Source organism: Shewanella sp. SW1, from assembly GCF_025653545.1.
GTDB classification, from domain to species: Bacteria; Pseudomonadota; Gammaproteobacteria; order Enterobacterales; family Shewanellaceae; genus Shewanella; species Shewanella oncorhynchi.
In genome coordinates this window covers 12268-29272 of sequence record NZ_JAKKSG010000016.1, presented here as the reverse complement: position 1 = coordinate 29272, position 17005 = coordinate 12268, and the positions used below count along the sequence as shown (strand labels likewise).

Here is a 17005-nt window from a genome sequence, read left to right as displayed (position 1 = left end):
TAGTTTGACAAATTTAACCCATTCAATGACATAAAAATAGCTTTTGTAATTATAGTACAGAAGCCATTTTATTTAATATCAGTATCTTAAACGAAAAATAACTCATACATTGACAAAATTACGTATCTCAGTACACTAAATGTACATTATTCGTGCGAGTTTAACTCATGTATATAAGAAGCTTACGCAAACCATCACCGAACAAAAACGTATTTAAATTCGCTAGTGCAAAAGTTAGCGAAACGATAATGTGTGAAAGTTCATTGGAATTTGATGCGTGCTTTCATCATGAATACAATGATCGTATAGAGGTGTTTGGTAGCCAGCCTGAAGGGTTTTATTACGATTTTGAGGGCAAAAGATTGCCCTATACACCAGATATGATAGTTCACTTTATCGATGGGACGGTAAAATTCCACGAATACAAACCTTATCGCAAAACATTCGATCCAATCTTTAGAGCTAAATTTGTAGCCAAGAAAGCGGCTGCTCACTCTTTGGGAGCAGATCTTATCTTGATAACAGAACGACAAATCCGCGTAAATCCTATTCTAAATAACCTTAAAATTTTGCATCGATATTCAGGAATATATGGCTTGAATGAAATTCAAATTGAATTGCTTAAACTAATAAAAAAAACGGGGAAAATTAGTGTTAACGATGTTTCAGCAAAACAATCATTAACACTAGGGGAAACCCGCTCACATCTGTATTCCCTTATACATAAAGGATTGATTAAGGTTAATTTAAAACGAGATGATCTCGATTGTAACCCCGCGGTATGGTGCATTGAATGATGGACTTCGAGGATGAGTTCAGTGAGTCTGAATTTGTCAAGAAGCCCGACACCCCCATTCAATATGTTAAGTTAGAGGATACAGCATTAGTCAAAAGAGACTTAGATACCTTTCCTGACTTTTTAAAAAACAAAGCGCTTGATAAATACCAGCTCATTGCCTTCATCGAAAAAACAATCACTGGTGGATGGACTCAAAAAAATCTAGACCCAATTCTTGATTCTCTTTTTACTACCACCACGGACAGGCGGCCGAATTGGCGAACGTTAGTGCGTTGGCGTAAAAGCTACATTGACAGTAACGGCGATCTTGCGTCATTAGTCACTAAGCGGCATAAAATGGGCAACAGAAAGAGTCGAGTTAAGGGAGATGAAGCATTTTTTGAGCAAGCCCTAACTCGTTTTTTAGATGCTAAAAGGCCTAAAGTATCTACAGCATATCAGTACTATAGAGATGCCATCATAATTGAAAATGAGAGCATTGTTGATGGACAAATTTCTATCATTTCTTATAAAAGCTTTAACCAAAGAATAAAGTCATTACCTCCTTATCCTGTTGCAGTGGCGCGGCATGGTAAATTTAAAGCAGATCAATGGTTTGCTTATTGCTCTTCCCATATTCCCCCAACACGAATATTAGAGCGGGTAGAAATCGATCACACCCCGCTTGATCTAATCTTGCTTGATGATGAATTATCTATCCCACTTGGCAGGCCATATTTAACCTTAATCGTCGATGTTTTTAGTGGTTGTGTTTTGGGGTTTCACTTAAGCTATCGGTCGCCTTCATATGTTTCAGCTGCCAAGGCAATCGTACATGCAATAAAACCTAAATCATTTGAAGGTCTTGATATAGAGCTTCAAAATGAGTGGCCTTGCTATGGTAAATTTGAAAACCTAGTTGTGGATAATGGAGCTGAATTTTGGTCGAAAAGTTTAGAGCATGCCTGTAAAGAGGCAGGAATAAACATTCAATATAACCCAGTTCGTAAACCTTGGTTAAAGCCTTTTGTAGAACGGTTTTTCGGGATGATTAACGAATGCTTTTTAGCCGAAATGCCAGGTAAAACCTTCTCGAATATCCTAGAAAAAGAAGACTATAAACCGGGAAAAGACGCCATTATGCGCTTCTCTACTTTTGTTGAAGAATTCAATCGTTGGATTGTTGATATTTATCATCAAGATTCAAACTCACGTGAAACACGAATTCCCATAAAACAGTGGCAGCGTGGCTTTGATATTTACCCGCCACTAAAAATGAGTACAGAGAACGAACAACGGTTTACTGTGCTGATGGGTATTTCAGATGAGCGAACATTAACCAGAAATGGTTTCAAATTTGAAGAGCTAATGTATGACTCTACTGCTTTAGCCGATTACAGAAAGCATTACCCACAAACCAAAGAAACCATCAAAAAAATCATTAAAGTCGACCCTGATGATCTATCAAATATCCATGTTTATCTCGAGGAATTAGGCGGTTATCTTAAAGTCCCCTGTACTGATAATAGTGATTATACCCACGGATTGAGCCTTCATGAGCATAAAGTGATTAAGAAAATTAATCGTGAAATTATTCGGGAAGGGAAGGATGATTTGGGATTAGCTAAAGCGCGTATGGCAATTCATGCGCGAGTTAAACAAGAGCAAGAAGCATTTATAGCATCCAAAACCAAAGCAAAAATTACAGCGGTTAAGAAACTGGCTCAGTTGGCTGATATTAGTAATACTGGGCAAGGTACAATTAAGCTTGAAAAAAGTGAACGCTTGCCTTTAATCTCCAACGAACCAGAACAGAATATCAAAGATATTCTCGATAACTGGGATGATGATTTAGAGGCTTTTGAATGACGGCATTAAGTCTTACTCAGATTGAGCAATTACAAAAATTTAGTGACTGTATTGTGCTTCATCCACAAATTAAAACCATTTTTAACGATTTTGATGAATTACGATTAAATCGTAATTTTCAATCAGATCAACAATGTATGTTATTAACTGGAGATACCGGAGTAGGCAAAAGCCATCTGATAAATCACTATAAAAAACGCACATTAGCTAGCCAGAATTACGGTCGTGAATCTATGCCTATCCTAGTGAGTCGTATATCTAGTGGTAAAGGGTTGGATGCAACATTAACTCAGATGTTGATGGATCTTGAATTGTTTGGTAGCCATCAAAGAAAAAGTCGTGGTTATGCAACGGATTTGAGGAAAAAACTAGTCGACAATCTGATAAAGGCCAACGTTGAACTGATCATCATTAATGAGTTTCAAGAGTTAATCGAGTTCAAAACAATTCAAAAGCGACAATTAATTGCTAATGCATTGAAGTATATAAGCGAAGAAGCCAAGGTTCCTATTGTGTTAGTTGGGATGCCATGGGCCGAGCAGATTGCTGAAGAACCACAATGGTCTTCTCGCTTAGTGAGAAGAAGAAAGCTAGAGTATTTTAGCCTTAAAAATGACAGGAAGTACTTTCAAAATTATTTGGGTGGGTTGGCCAAACACATGCCTTTCAGTGAGCCGCCAAAACTCGAGAGCCAACAAATTTCTATACCATTGTTTGCGGCGAGCCGAGGTGAAAATAGGATTCTAAAGCATTTACTCTTAGAAGCACTGAAAATAGCTCTTAGCAATGATTTCGACACTTTAAATCGTGAACACTTTTCTGAAGCGTATAGCCAGGTTTTCAACATTGACGTTGATGATAAAAACTCTCTAAATCCTTTCAAGCAACCAGTGAATGAAATAGAAATATCTGAAGTTATCAAGCCTTCTAGATATAACTCGAATGCAATGTCAGCAGAAGACATGCTGATTGCTAGAGTATTTTCTAAACCACAAACCTTGGCTCAGCTACTGAGTAAATAATTGTCAAACATCCTGACGATTTGCTCTTTATATGAACCTAGCAATGCCAAATTGTAAGAGTTCTCTTCGTCAATGGCTGACTTATGTGAAGTGCTAGCATGCCCATTAGTATTGGATAATGAAAAACCTGACAGATCCACATGTAACTCATGACCTATATTCCCTTGAGTAGCCTCACTCGATGTTAATTGCGGTAACTCTAGGTTTAAATCCTGTGAGCCAGTCTGCTCGATAACCACAGATTGTTCTGGTAAATCTTGGTCAATTCTATAAGCAAACTCTGTCAAGCTTGATTCTGCTAACGTGAATAACCAAGCTTGTTGAGCATTATCTGAATTAACCCTTAATATTCGACCTAGCACTTGTCGGTAATGCATTTCAGTTTTTATTCGGCTCAAATGACAACATACTTGCAGCCGAGGGATATCAGTACCTTCAGAAATCATCCCTACACTAACAATCCACTGGGTGTGACTTTGTCGAAATCCATCAATAATACAGGAAGGATGCTTTGAGTTAGATGTCACGATACACGCACTTTGTTTAAGATCAGAGACAAGTATTTGGAGTAATCGTTTAGCATGCTTAATTGATGCCGCGACAACTAAACCGCCGGCATTCGGGTTACTCAGGCGTATTTCAGCTAATTTTTTAACGCTTTGATTCAACATATAATGCATTATTTGATGATGATTTATTAACGCTTGATAACTGTATCTTGGGCCTAACAAGAGCTCAGCTATAGATGCAAATATCTCAATCTCTTGATCAATTTCTAGTTTGATTTTGTTGTTATCAATTAAAACGATATTAGGCTGACGACAGACGTTATCCGCAATTGCCTGCTTTAATCCATAGCTAAAATCACAGTAGATTGTATTATCTGGTTCAGTGAATCGTGAAAGCACAATAGGGGCCTTATCTGAGCGCCAAGGTGTACCAGAAAGCGCTAACGTATATGCCGCATGATATTGAATATTTAGTAGTACCTCTTCTCCCCATGCATTGGCATTACTAAGAAGATTGCCCTTTAGATGATGAACTTCATCCATGATCACAAACACTTTATGGGTACGCAGAAGCTGCCAAAATGCTTCTGTTAATGAGGGCATAAACTGATAGGTATAGACACTACCAATTGCTCCCATAAGTCCATCAAAGCGCTTCTCTAAGCGTTTAGAGAAGGTACTTCTAATGCTATCGTTAACTTCAGACGATGGAGAAAAACACAGCACAAAATCAATTTTCCCCATAGCAATCAGTCTTGCAGCTAGTTCTGCAGCCATAATAGTTTTACCAGCACCTGGCGTGGCTAAACACATAAAGTGACTTTGAGTTTGATATCGTGCCAACGCCGCATCAACGCATTGGCTTTGCCATTGTCTTAACTTCACAGTCATAGGCCTTTGAGGTCGTTAAGGCATGACTCTACAGCTTTAATCTTCCCCATCAATGTTGAACTTTGATTACGAGCATTCATGTATCTCGGATAAAGCCTGGGTTTCGAATTGGGGATCTCTTCAATGAGACGTTTAAACTCTTCCGCTTCCCCAATGTATCCAAGTAAATCAACTTGATATTGGTTGAGTGTGGCCTTAAGTCGCGTTAGTTCTTGTGAGTTTAAAGATGTGATAACTATTGCTTTTACCCGCGCGTTGCTGGGTACTAGCTGTGATTTATCGAACAGTGCTGTTTTATAATAAACGTGCTTATTCCCCTGATTTCTTTTCTCCAAAAATCTAACATTGACCAGCTTTGCACAAGCACGACGCACCAGCTGATCTATATCTTTTGGCGATACTGAAGAATTTGCCTCTATTATCAAGTTTTTTATCTGAGTAATAGTGAATTTTTCAAGCTCTACGGCAATGATAATACTAAACAAAATTTCATTTATACGGATTAATTTTATAGCCACGGTTTTACCAATAGTTTTTAATTTCAATGCTTAACGAGCCACTCCATGACATTTTGTTACGCTTAAATCAACAGAGCCTTCATTGATAGGTAACTTGATATTACTTAGCTCAGATTAAATCTTGACAACAAGCGCTAAAAAGCTAAGGATTCCTTAGTATACCTTAAGTGAAAAAACTAAGACAATCTGAGTTATCAAAGGACAAATCATGTTGACGCTGTGGCTGATAAAATCACCAATCCATTACCTCTTAGGCTTAAACAAGCTCGAACCGCCAAAGGCATTAGCCAAAAGCAGTTGGGCATCCAGCTAGGCATGGAAATTGGCACCGCGAGTGCGCGTATGAATCAGTATGAAAAAGGCAAGCATACACCTGACTACAAGACCTTAAAGGCCATGGCCGATGAGCTAGGTGTACCTGTGGCTTATTTTTTTTGTGAGTCAGAAAGCACAGCTGAGCTGCTGTGCTTACTTGAAAAGATGAGTGAAGAAGAGAAAGCTGATTTGGTAAAGCGGTTAAAAACATAACTCAGTGCCATTCATAAACAAATGGCATGACCTGTTACAGGGGTTATTTATACTGGCATATAGTTATCTTCACCTAGCATCTCATTTGTCATTTCAACAACTTTTAATTCATAATCACCATAACAATCTAATGGTTGTGTGTCTAAGTGCTCCTCATCAATTATTTTGTATTCAATTACTTTACCATGAGCTTTTTTCTTTTTAGAGTATGCAAAAAACTTAGAGTAACGGTTAGGAGAAGCACCTTCAAAATTTTCAAAAATGACTTTATTTGGTTTTTGATCATCAACTAAGCAGATTGCATCGTCGTGTAAGTCTAAGGCGAGACTTTTTTCATAAGGTTCTATATAGACAACTTTTTTTATTCCTGCAGCAACAATATGCCTTGCGCAACTATGGCAAGGGTAGGTTGTACAATAGAGGATTTTACCAGTTGTTGATGTTGTAGTATCTCGGGCAAGTGATACGATTGCATCCATCTCAGCATGAATAGCTCGTGAGTATTCAATCAAACTTTTCGCTTTAGAATTAGACATTATTTGCATGGCTAAATTAGCACTGTTAGGGACTTTGTTTTCTTTTAAAATCTCTTCTATCTGAGTTTTTAATAAATTTTTATGCTTGTCATTATGACAATCCCCAGATTTATAACCAAAGCACCTTTTATCATCGTCGTCATCAGTATCATAAAGTCCCCCACCAAATTTAGGCACATCATTACAACCAGTGGCAAGAATTCTACCTTCGGTATCGGAGATTGCTGCGCCTACTTGTCTAGACATACATGCAGAACGTAAGGAGGCTGAATAAGCTGAAAACATTCCACTTTCATTTCTTGTCGGTGTAATATTTTCAACGCCATGAACTAATTTAATAAAGCGTACAACGGATGCTTTTAACTTATCTTGATTATCAATGTTTCTAATAAAGTAATCCGATAAAAATGCGGTACTTTCAACTTGTTGACCAAAATCATCTCGCCCTTTTCTGTCTCTCTCTACTAACTTATATGCATTTTCCCTACTAATACCTTCATCAATTATATTTTTAACTCTTTCATTTTCGGTTCTTAAAAGACCTAGTAAATAAAAGTTATTTCGGTATATTTCTTGGAAAATTTTAACTTCTGCAGGGTTTTTAAGCTGATCGATGATGTACGCGACTCTTTTATCAATTTTTAAAGCAGTCGTTTGAGGTTGTGAAGGATCACCAAATAAAGCTGTACGAATAATTGATATCCGACGTATTGCCATATCTGCGATGATTGAAATAGATTTGCTCTTCCTTAAATTATCACCTAAATCTTGCAGTTTTTCGTAGCGCGGATAACCTTTAAGGGCGAGTGTTTCCTCTGGATTATCGAACTGAGCAGCAATCAACTCACTTAATCTGATATGCTCAACTTGATAACCAGAAAGCTCTAACTCTTCTGTAAGTTGTTGATGTAAGCGTCTTACACCTGCGCCAACAGCACCACATAGACCAATTACCAATTCCTTGGAGTGTCTTGCTCGTATGGTATCTAAAGTACTCTTGGATTTTTTACCGATTTGGGTAACGAGTTGCGGCTGCGCCATTTTGATATCCTATCATTGAAAAATTAGAGGATATCAGAGGATAAGAATTAAAACACTTACCAGCCTAATTTTGATGCAGCCTCAGATACTTGGCGTTTAGCGTTATCAAATTTATCGGATGCCTTTTTTTGTTCAAAAGATCGAACATTTGATCCATTATTGGTTGTATTTTTGTTGTTAGTTGGCGCTGGTTTCGCTGGCCGATAATCACTTAATTTAGCAATCATGTTCATATCCTTCCTAGAAGAAGCGCGTATTATACACAGAGCCTTCCATGTTTCAATGAAAACGCACTCAATAAAACTTATAGCCGATTGGTCGATAAATCAACATAAATTATCGTTTTTTAAAGCCTCATTCATACAAATGCTTCTGAAATCCAATGAAGGTGTCTCGAATGACTAAAGGTGTACCTAGCTCGGCGATGGCGTCATTGATGTTGTTGTACTTCAGGTCTAGCAAGCTACGCATTTTTTTGGGTGAAAGTTCATCCTCACCATCTTCGACGTATTTACTCAAGATGAAGTTGATAAACTCTTGTTGTTTATAATCCCCAAACGACTGCACGATGGCGGGTTTAGCGTTGTTAGCTCGCTCCTGTCTTGTGTGGACCTCAGTGGCAAAAGCGACATACTTCAGTACATCGTATACATCGCTTTGTTTGGCATCGATGAGGTCTTTCATCCCTTCAAGCTTTTCGTGGTCGTAACCGGCTTCTGCGAGGTTTAACAGTAGTTGTTCGCGAGTATCTGGATTACTCCATATTGCGCGTAAATGATCTTCATCTTTGAAGAATTGCGGCATATCGGCAAATAAGCTTTCAACTAATTCTTTACCGGTAACAGGTTTACCACCATGCCAATACATCACCGATGAAATATGTAATATCTGCCGCGCTTTGCCGTCAGACAGCTTAATCACTATTTTCTCTTTACCGCCGCAGGTACATGGTTGATTACCACAAACACTACAGGGCTCTGGTTGGCAGATGCAAGGGCTTAAGCAGCATTTGGTACATGGTGGTTGCTCGCAAGTACAGGGCTCGTTGCCGCACTCATCACATGGTTCGTCAGGGCAGTTGCAAGGTGTAAAGCCACAAACTGAACAAGGTTCAGGTTGGCAGACGCAAGGGCTTTCATTGCATGTTTCACAAAGCGGTGTTGGTTCAGGTTCGCCATCCCAGTCAGGATCGGCAAAATTATGATGAGCTTTTACAAAGTCGTAGATGGTAAAGAAGTCCTTACCATCATACAGCCGAGTACCACGACCAATAATCTGCTTAAACTCAATCATGTTATTACAAGGGCGCATTAACACAATATTACGCACATTACGGGCATCAACACCGGTAGACAGCTTGCGCGATGTGGTTAAAACTGTCGGGATGGTTTTCTCATTATCTTTGAATATTTCTAAATCTTTCTCGCCGTCTTTACCGTCATTAGCCGTGATGCGAACACAATAATTTGTATTGGTCGTCCAGCCTTTTTGCCTAGCGTATTGATTAATTTCATCGCGCACTTTGCCTGCGTGTTCTTGCGTGGCACAAAACACTATGGTCTTTTCTTTTGGATTAAATTTATCCATCCAGTAATGCACACGTTTTTGTTCGCGCACTGGAATGGTAATAATACGGTTAAAGTCGCCTTCTCTATAAAGCTTACCTGGCTCTGGATCACCTTGTATAACAACACCATCCCCAGGGGTATAAACGTATTCATCCATAGTGCCGACAATGGGGTAAACCTTAAACGGGGTTAAAAAGCCATCGTTAATACCTTGTTTGAGGGTGTAGCTGTAAACCGGGTCGCCAAAGTAGGTGTACGTGTTGGTGTTGTCGGTGCGCTTAGGCGTGGCCGTTAATCCTAGTTGAACAGCAAGTGAGAAATGCTTAAGAATGTCGCGCCATGAGCTTTCATCATTTGCACCGCCGCGATGACACTCATCAATGATAACTAGGTCAAAAAAGTCAGCGGGATAGTGCTTGTAATAAGCATCGTCGTCTTGGGTTATTTCGCCGTCTTCTTTTTCTTCAATATCTTTGTTTGGGCCACTCATAAATGTGTGGAAGATGGTAAAAAAGATAGAGGCATTTTTAGGCACACCGCCACGCTTACGAATATCTGCAGGTGTCATGCGCACAAGCGCATCGTCACCAAAAGCGCCAAAATCGTTAAAGGCTTGATTGGCCAACACATTGCGGTCGGCTAAAAATAATATCCGTGGACGTTTCTTTGCTGCGCTAGGGTGCTTTTGCGCTGGTAAGCTCCAGCGGCTTTGAAATAGCTTCCATGCAATTTGAAAGGCAATACAGGTTTTACCTGTGCCTGTTGCTAAGGTTAATAATACCTTAGGTTTACCTTGGGCAATGGCTTCTAAGGCATTGTTGATGGCGTTTTCTTGATAATAACGAGGCTGCCAATCACCTTTACATTCAAAAGGAATTTGCGCAAAACGTTCGCGCCAAATGGGAGTGTAGTTTGGCTCAGTTGCATTCGCTTCGGTACTAAATGCAGGATCGAAGGCCAGTGCCCATAGCTCATCAGGGCTTAAAAAGCGCTCTACTAGTTCTTCTATACCACTGGCCATATCGATTTGATATATTTCACGGCCATTGGTGGCATAAGCAATACGGCATTGTAATCGCTCGGCATAGTCTTTTGCTTGGCGCACGCCTTCGGTATAGCTTAACTCTTCTTTTTTCGCTTCAACAGCTGCCAGTTTGCGGCCACGGTATTCCAACACATAGTCGCTGCTTAAACTTGCTGCACGTTTGCCGCCACCAATAATGCGCCCTTGGGTGATGCTTACTTCACGGCGAATGAAGCTCGTATCTACTTCACCCCAGCCAGCCTTTACTAGCTTGGGGTCAATCAGATTAGCTCGGGTATCGGCTTCATTCATCGGCATAGCTATACATCCTTATTGGCTAATTTCTATTATTAATAATTTAATTGTTAAGTATTGCTCTTGCTCAATTTTCCAGTAAAGGCTTTTTGCAGAATTGATTTTTTGAGTTCATCTAGATAGAGCAATTTCTGACTATAGAAACCTTCTAACTCCAGCGACTTTTCTTTAAGGCAGAATAATTTCTGTGCAATAATACTTTGCTCGTTTATATCGTTTGGTAACGAGACTGTTATCACCTGCATTTTTTTGGGTGAAGTATGTCTAACTTTTGCTCCACTAGCCGTTTCTTGTACTTTAGATCTAAAGTGCTTGGTATTAAAAAGGTGAAACAAGAACTCCATACTAACTTTGCCTTCAAACTCTGAAGTTAGCTCAACAAGCCCTAAACGTTGATTGTGTAAGAAAATATCATCATCAGGTACCAAGGCTGGAGACCCGAGTAAACCAACTGCTTGCTCGGTCATTGCAACTAAAAGCGAATTTTTAGTTAGCAAAAAATCTTTAGGAAATGGACCATCGTAATATTTTTGCTTATTACCACGATCTCTATACCCCCCCTCTTCAAAAAAATTACCAGGTGTCAGCAGCACCAAGTCTGAGTTCTCGGTGAAATATTCACTTTTAAAAGCAAAGCCATGTTTAAAATTACAGATACTTCCAAGTGGGCATTCTATCCATCCATCTCCACGCTGACTAAATATCTGCTGTAAATAGCTTTCAAATAGTTCTCGGGCATTTTTAAGGTTTTGTTCTGTCTTATCGCGAGCTTGTTCAATATCAGCAAAGGCTTGCTCAAGAATTGTAACAATCCGTTTTTGTTCAGGGATATCAGGAAGTGGAATTTTAATAGATTTAATTTGCTCAGTACTTAAATTTGGTTGTGCCGATCCTGCAGATATATCTAAATGCTCCTGAATCTTAGTGTTGAGGTAATAATATAGGTACTTCTTGTCTAAATGTTTACTAGGTAAAAACTTACCAACACGCTGATTTAGCAAGAATTCTAAACCAGTTTGGTTTATACCTATTTTTCCTGTCGTTGCTCCAGACATGGCTATTAATAAATCACCATCAACAACTCGATATTTGTCTAAATTTTCTTTATATGAGCTTAAATTCGTATAAACCATTTGTTTTAAATCAATTGAGCCACTTTGAATATTTGAAATTCGAAGAATTGGTGTGCCATCGTTACTAAATAGTTTGCTTTTAAAGGCAAATCCATTTTGAAATTCACAAATATCCTGCAATCTACAAACTGGCCATATCATCACAATAACTCCTGGATTTTGGTCAGAATCGCTTCACTTTCTTTATCCAGAGCAATGATTTCTTCAATAATCGCTTTCGGTGAGCGCAGTGTGACTTCTTCTTCGACATTGGGGTTTTTAACCGACAGATCCCAGGTTGTTGAATCGAGTGTGGACGTATCTAATGACCAAGACTTATTCGAGTCTTTAAATGAAGCTTGCAGCTCGACAAATTCTTTTAAGTCATTGTCGTTAAGTGGGTTAGTTTTGCCTAAGCTGCGACCTGGATCGAGTTGGTAAAACCAAGTGCTTTGAGTCGGCTCGCCTTTGGTAAAAAACAACACGACGGTTTTAACCCCTGCACCTAAAAAAGTTTTAGCTGGGCAGTCTAGTACTGTATGTAGGTTGCAGTTTTCTAACAGCTCTTTACGCAGGGCGATGGCGGCATTGTCTGTATTACTTAAAAACGTATTTTTGATAACAATAGCTGCGCGGCCACCTGGTTTTAGGGTTTTAATAAAGTGCTGTAAAAATAAGAAGGCAGTTTCACCGGTTTTAATCGGAAAGTTTTGTTGTACTTCTGGGCGCTCTTTACCGCCAAAAGGCGGGTTAGCTAAGATAATATCGTGCTGGTTGCTAGGTTGTATGTCTGCCAAGTTTTCGCCCAAGGTATTAGTGTGCAGTACGTTGGGGGCCTCGATACCATGCAAAATCATATTCATGATGGCAATAACATAGGCCAGTGACTTTTTCTCTTTGGCGTAGAAGGTGCTTTCTTGCAGTATTTTTAAGTCACTGGTTGAAAGTTGCTTTTTCTCGCGGCCGCCTTGGCGTAAATAATCAAAGGCTTCACATAAAAAGCCTGCCGAACCCGCTGCGCCATCGTAAATAGTCTCACCTATTTGTGGCTTTACTACGTCAATCATGGCGCGAATAAGTGGTCTTGGGGTGTAATATTCGCCGCCATTTCGGCCAGCATTACCCATATTTTTAATTTTTGTTTCATATAGGTGAGACAGCTCGTGAGTGGCATCTTGCGAGCGGAAACTTAATTGGTCGACCTTTTCTAAAGCATCACGTAATGAGTAACCGCTCTGAATTTTGTTTTTAATCTCGCCAAAAATTTCACCAATTTTATATTCAATAGTGTTAGGGCTTTCTGCGCGTTGTTTAAAGCCTTTTAGATAAGGGAATAGCTCACCGTCGACGTAATCCATGAGATCATCACCGGTTAGGGCATTGTTGTGGTCAAAATTGCCGTCAGCGTCTTTTGGCGCAGCCCATTTACTCCAGCGATAGTCCTCATCGATGATGTATTGATATTCCTGGCCCATTAGCTGTGCTTGAAGTGATTTTGCATACTCTAAGTCATCAAGGTATTTAAGAAACAACATCCATGATGATTGCTCGGTGTAATCTAGCTCGCTAGAACAACCCGCGTCTTTGTGAAAAATGTCATCGATGTTCTTAAATGTTTGTTCAAACATATGTAATTTATACCTATTGCAATATGGTACTAGCAGCAAGATTTGACTTTGATGTTAGTGAAATATGGTTTGCCCTGACGCTTTTTAAAAGAGACTAAAAACTGGTTGGTAAGCGGTCGATTAGGCCTTGCAGTGCTTAGAAGCACTACTTAAAAATATTGGTGCTCATCTTACCAACTAATTTGCAGTAAGTGATGGTTTTCGGTCAAGTTTTTGGTTTGATTATGCATACTATTTCATCGGTATATAAACATACCAGAAGAGTTTCTTGTAATTTCAGATAAAGGCTTATAAGTTAAGCTAAGACTTCCTTAGTTTTGGTGTGGTATGGCATTTTTATTTTCCCCTAGAGCGCGTGCATTTATTGATGAATCGCTTGAAAGTTATTTGCTTCGAATCGTATCGGAGAACTTTTTTGATTCTTATCAGCAGCTCAGTCTGGCTATCAGAGAAGAGCTTCATGAGCTAGACTTCGAGGCCCATGGAGCTTTCCCTATCGAGCTAAAACGCCTCAATATTTATCATGCCAAGCACAATAGCCATTTTAGGATGAGGGCACTGAGTTTGCTTGAGTCCCTTCTTGGTTTACCTCCTCATGAACTGGAGAAAATAGCCATATTTAGATCGAACAGAGTCTTTATTGGGTCTAGCGTTGCAGTGCATCGTAATGGTATCGATATTCCTTTAAGTTTTATCCGTTATGCCAATGAGGATGATGTTGAGAGTGTGCCCGTTTGCCCTGAGTGCTTAAAGGATGAGCTTTATATTCGGCAAGTTTGGCATTTAAAACCATATGCTGCCTGTGCCAAGCATGAGTGTGCGTTGATCCATCATTGCCCCGAATGCAAAGCGCCGCTCAACTATATTGAGAATGAATCAATTGGCTATTGCTCCTGTGGATTTGAGCTTTCAAAAGCGGAAATTGTTCGCGCTAAACAGCCAGAACTCATGTTAGCGAGGAGCCTTATTGGTGGTGATGTTACCTCTACAAATCCGCTTCTTCATGAAGTATCTGCGACTCATCGGCTTGCGGCTCTACTTTGGTATCAAAAGCGTTATTGCAAAAGTAAAGAAGCTTCTTTTAACGATGCGGTGGAGTATTTTGATAACTGGCCTGAAAACCTTTATCAAGAACTGGATAAACTGATGCAAGGCGCTGAACTAAGGCTGATAGAGCTATTTAATCGTACTGCTTTTCGGTTTATTTTTGGTGAGTTGATTTTGCATTCACGATGTCTTTATCCAGAGGATAAAGATCCACATTTTATCTATGTTGCATTAATGCGTTATTTGCAAAGATTGGTTGAGCTACATCCAAAATCGAAAAAGCCTAATGTGGCTGATACGCTAGTGTCAGTTGCAGAAACAGCGGTTTTACTGTCAACAACCCAAGAGCAAGTTTATCGGCTTCATCAAGATGGGATATTAACGTCGGCGTTTAGGCAAAAAATGAAGCAGAGGATTGACCCACATATTGGTGTTTTTTATTTAAGGCAAGTGATCGAGTATAAAAGCAGCTTCGGCAGTGATAGACAGGGGGTGTACTTATCGGCATGGTAAAGAATTTACATTTGCGAGAACTGCTAGATATTGAAGATGTTCAAGCACGTTCGGCAGCGTTGAGGCGTGCATTTGCTGCTTATACAGAACCGTTAGATGTGACTGGCGAGGAAAGCTCTGCCCTAATTATTTTGCTTAATCTTACCTATCCGAAAAAGTTGGTGAATGACTTACTCGATAAAAGGTTAGCTAGAACAACTGTTAACAACCAAACCCATATTGATGTTTGCATTGACGAAGTACAATGGCTGCATACCCATAATCTCAAGTATCCAGATATTCGGGTCAGTAAACAAAGGCTCGTTGCCCCCAGTCCTCAATTACATCCCAGCATATTGAGTAGCGTTAATTGCCAGCGTACTTTAGGGTGGTCTCATGACAGTGCTAAAGTCAATTTCACCAAACTGTTTGGTTGTCATTTTATTTGGCAAGGTAAAGTAACTTGCCTTGCAAAGTTAATGTGTGAAGCACCAAAATACTGGAAAGAGGCTTTTCAAGAACTTGGCATGCCTGTTAAAGATTTTATGAATGTTTGCGGTAGGGTGAAGCATTTTTTACCTGAGCAGTTAAGCCCAGATAAAGTCGATAAATACTCCGTACAGGTTCGAATGCCATACCGTGATGGATATATAGCGGTTACCCCCGTTGTAAGCCATGCACTCCAGTCTGAACTCCAGCAAGCAGCAATCAAAAAACAGGGCCGATATACTAGTCTTGAGTTTATTCGTTCCGCGGCAGTCAGTGAGCTAGTCGCATCTCTTGGCGGTAATGTTAAAGCTCTGAATTATCCGCCTCGTATTAATAAAAAAACTCACGGATTAGGCGATAATTTACTGGCTAGGGTTTTATCTGGTCAGGATGTATTGAATCAAAATGTATTGTCACAGCCTCGATTTGTGAGGGTATTGGATGAACTGTTATCGAGTGAATCAGCGTTGGCGTTAAAGCAACGCAGGCAACAAAAAGTCGCTAACCTTAGACAGATAAGAGCGATGTTATCTGAGTGGCTTGCGCCAATGTTGGAATGGCGATTAGAGGTTAAAGAGGGGCCGATTCTTCTTCGCGAGCTTGAGCCTATTAATGGCTCATTAGAGTATCAGTTTTTAACGTTTGAGAATGAGCTATTACCTGAATTGCTGGCGCCTCTGTTCGGCAGATTAAATTCGGTGATGTCGCATTCTACAATGATAAGTCAGTATGCATTTCACCAGAGACTGATGCCCCTTCTTCGAAATAGCTTGAAATGGTTGTTAACTCATTTGGCTTATAAAGAACCTTTGCTACAAAAAGATGCTGAGGATGAGCATTTCCAGCGATATTTACATTTGAAAGGTATTCGGGTGTTTGATGCCCAAGCTTTATCTAATCCCTATTGTGTTGGCATTCCTTCTCTCACAGCTGTTTGGGGAATGATGCATAACTACCAGCGGCGATTAAATGAAGGATTGGGTACTCAGCTTAGATGGACCTCCTTTTCGTGGTTTATTCGTCAGTACTCATCTGTCTCGGGCAAAAAACTGCCTGAGTTCGGCATGCAAGGAGCGAAAGAGAATCAATTTAGGCGAGCTGGAATAATTGATAATCGACATTGTGATTTAGTGTTTGATCTTGTCATTCACATTGATGGTTATGAAGACGATTTAGCTATCTTAGATAACCAAACTGAAATGTTGAAAGCAAGTTTTCCGGCGAACTTTGCCGGTGGAGTAATGCATCCTCCCGAGTTAGATGCTGTTGATGCGTGGTGCCAGCTTTATCAATCCGAAGCTGAACTTTTTTCAATATTGAAAAGACTGCCTATGTCAGGGAAATGGATTATGCCGACTAGATATTCAATGGGTAATGTTAGTGATCTTCTGTTTCTGCTGGATAAAAATTCTTCGCTGTGTCCCACTATGGTTGGCTATTTACCATTGACTGAACCCGTTAACCGAGTCGGTAGCCTAGAGCCTTTGCATTGCTATGCTGAACCAGCGCTTAGCGTAGTTGAGTGTGCATCGGCAATTGAGATAAGGTTACAGGGGCAGAAAAACTATTTTAAGAGAGCGTTTTGGATGTTAGAGGCAAAAGAGCATTCAATGCTGATGAAACGGATTTAAGGAAGGT

13 protein-coding genes are annotated in these 17005 nt (G+C 39.8%); 6 read left to right on the top strand and 7 right to left on the bottom strand.

What is annotated here, in order from left to right; translation table 11 throughout:
* Positions 1–167 precede the first annotated feature (167 nt).
* Genes L5M71_RS14980 through L5M71_RS14970 form a run of 3 tightly spaced genes read left to right on the top strand, consistent with a single transcriptional unit; the run spans position 168 to position 3669 of the window.
* A complete protein-coding gene (locus L5M71_RS14980; protein ID WP_263208473.1) occupies positions 168–797 on the top strand; it encodes a TnsA endonuclease N-terminal domain-containing protein in 630 nt (209 codons plus the stop codon).
* Positions 794–2647, top strand: coding sequence for a Mu transposase C-terminal domain-containing protein (locus L5M71_RS14975; RefSeq protein ID WP_263208471.1), 1854 nt, complete (start codon positions 794–796; stop codon positions 2645–2647). The genes L5M71_RS14980 and L5M71_RS14975 overlap by 4 nt, the downstream gene beginning before the upstream one ends.
* Positions 2644–3669: a TniB family NTP-binding protein gene (locus L5M71_RS14970; RefSeq protein WP_131524455.1), complete on the top strand. Its 1026-nt coding sequence runs from the start codon at positions 2644–2646 to the stop codon at positions 3667–3669. The genes L5M71_RS14975 and L5M71_RS14970 overlap by 4 nt, the downstream gene beginning before the upstream one ends.
* Here L5M71_RS14970 and L5M71_RS14965 read toward each other — a convergent pair.
* A complete protein-coding gene (locus L5M71_RS14965; RefSeq protein WP_263208469.1) occupies positions 3651–5063 on the bottom strand; it encodes a DEAD/DEAH box helicase in 1413 nt (470 codons plus the stop codon). The genes L5M71_RS14970 and L5M71_RS14965 overlap by 19 nt on opposite strands.
* A 2-nt stretch (positions 5064–5065) precedes the next feature.
* Positions 5066–5614, bottom strand: a complete 549-nt coding sequence (locus L5M71_RS14960; protein ID WP_263208466.1) for a hypothetical protein — start codon at positions 5612–5614, stop codon at positions 5066–5068.
* Between the two features lie 192 nt (positions 5615–5806).
* Here L5M71_RS14960 and L5M71_RS14955 point away from each other — a divergent pair, with 192 nt between their 5' ends.
* Entirely contained in the window at positions 5807–6115 is a 309-nt protein-coding gene (locus tag L5M71_RS14955; protein ID WP_263208464.1) for a helix-turn-helix domain-containing protein, read from the top strand.
* 47 nt (positions 6116–6162) lie between these two features.
* Here L5M71_RS14955 and L5M71_RS14950 read toward each other — a convergent pair whose 3' ends face one another.
* The 5 genes from L5M71_RS14950 to L5M71_RS14930 all read right to left on the bottom strand — a co-directional run bounded on the left by L5M71_RS14950 (position 6163) and on the right by L5M71_RS14930 (position 13339).
* Complete coding sequence (locus L5M71_RS14950) at positions 6163–7692, bottom strand: anti-phage dCTP deaminase (protein WP_259529717.1); 1530 nt, start codon at positions 7690–7692, stop codon at positions 6163–6165.
* A 56-nt stretch (positions 7693–7748) separates the two neighbouring features.
* Positions 7749–7919 carry a hypothetical protein gene (locus L5M71_RS14945; RefSeq protein WP_259529719.1) on the bottom strand — a complete coding sequence of 57 codons (171 nt, stop codon included), beginning with the start codon at positions 7917–7919 and terminating at the stop codon, positions 7749–7751.
* 127 nt (positions 7920–8046) lie between these two features.
* Positions 8047–10602 (bottom strand): EcoAI/FtnUII family type I restriction enzme subunit R, encoded by a 2556-nt coding sequence (hsdR, locus tag L5M71_RS14940; RefSeq protein ID WP_263208460.1) that lies wholly within the window; start codon positions 10600–10602, stop codon positions 8047–8049.
* A gap of 47 nt (positions 10603–10649) precedes the next feature.
* Positions 10650–11873 (bottom strand): restriction endonuclease subunit S, encoded by a 1224-nt coding sequence (locus L5M71_RS14935; RefSeq protein WP_263208594.1) that lies wholly within the window; start codon positions 11871–11873, stop codon positions 10650–10652.
* A complete protein-coding gene (locus tag L5M71_RS14930) occupies positions 11873–13339 on the bottom strand; it encodes a type I restriction-modification system subunit M (RefSeq protein WP_263208458.1) in 1467 nt (488 codons plus the stop codon). Before L5M71_RS14930 ends, L5M71_RS14935 begins: the two co-directional genes overlap by 1 nt.
* A gap of 327 nt (positions 13340–13666) precedes the next feature.
* On the opposite strand from L5M71_RS14930, the gene L5M71_RS14925 reads away from it, so the two are divergent.
* Positions 13667–14899 (top strand): TniQ family protein, encoded by a 1233-nt coding sequence (locus L5M71_RS14925; RefSeq protein ID WP_263208456.1) that lies wholly within the window; start codon positions 13667–13669, stop codon positions 14897–14899.
* Entirely contained in the window at positions 14893–16998 is a 2106-nt protein-coding gene (locus L5M71_RS14920; protein WP_263208454.1) for a type I-F CRISPR-associated protein Csy2, read from the top strand. The genes L5M71_RS14925 and L5M71_RS14920 overlap by 7 nt, the downstream gene beginning before the upstream one ends.
* Positions 16999–17005: the final 7 nt, after the last annotated feature.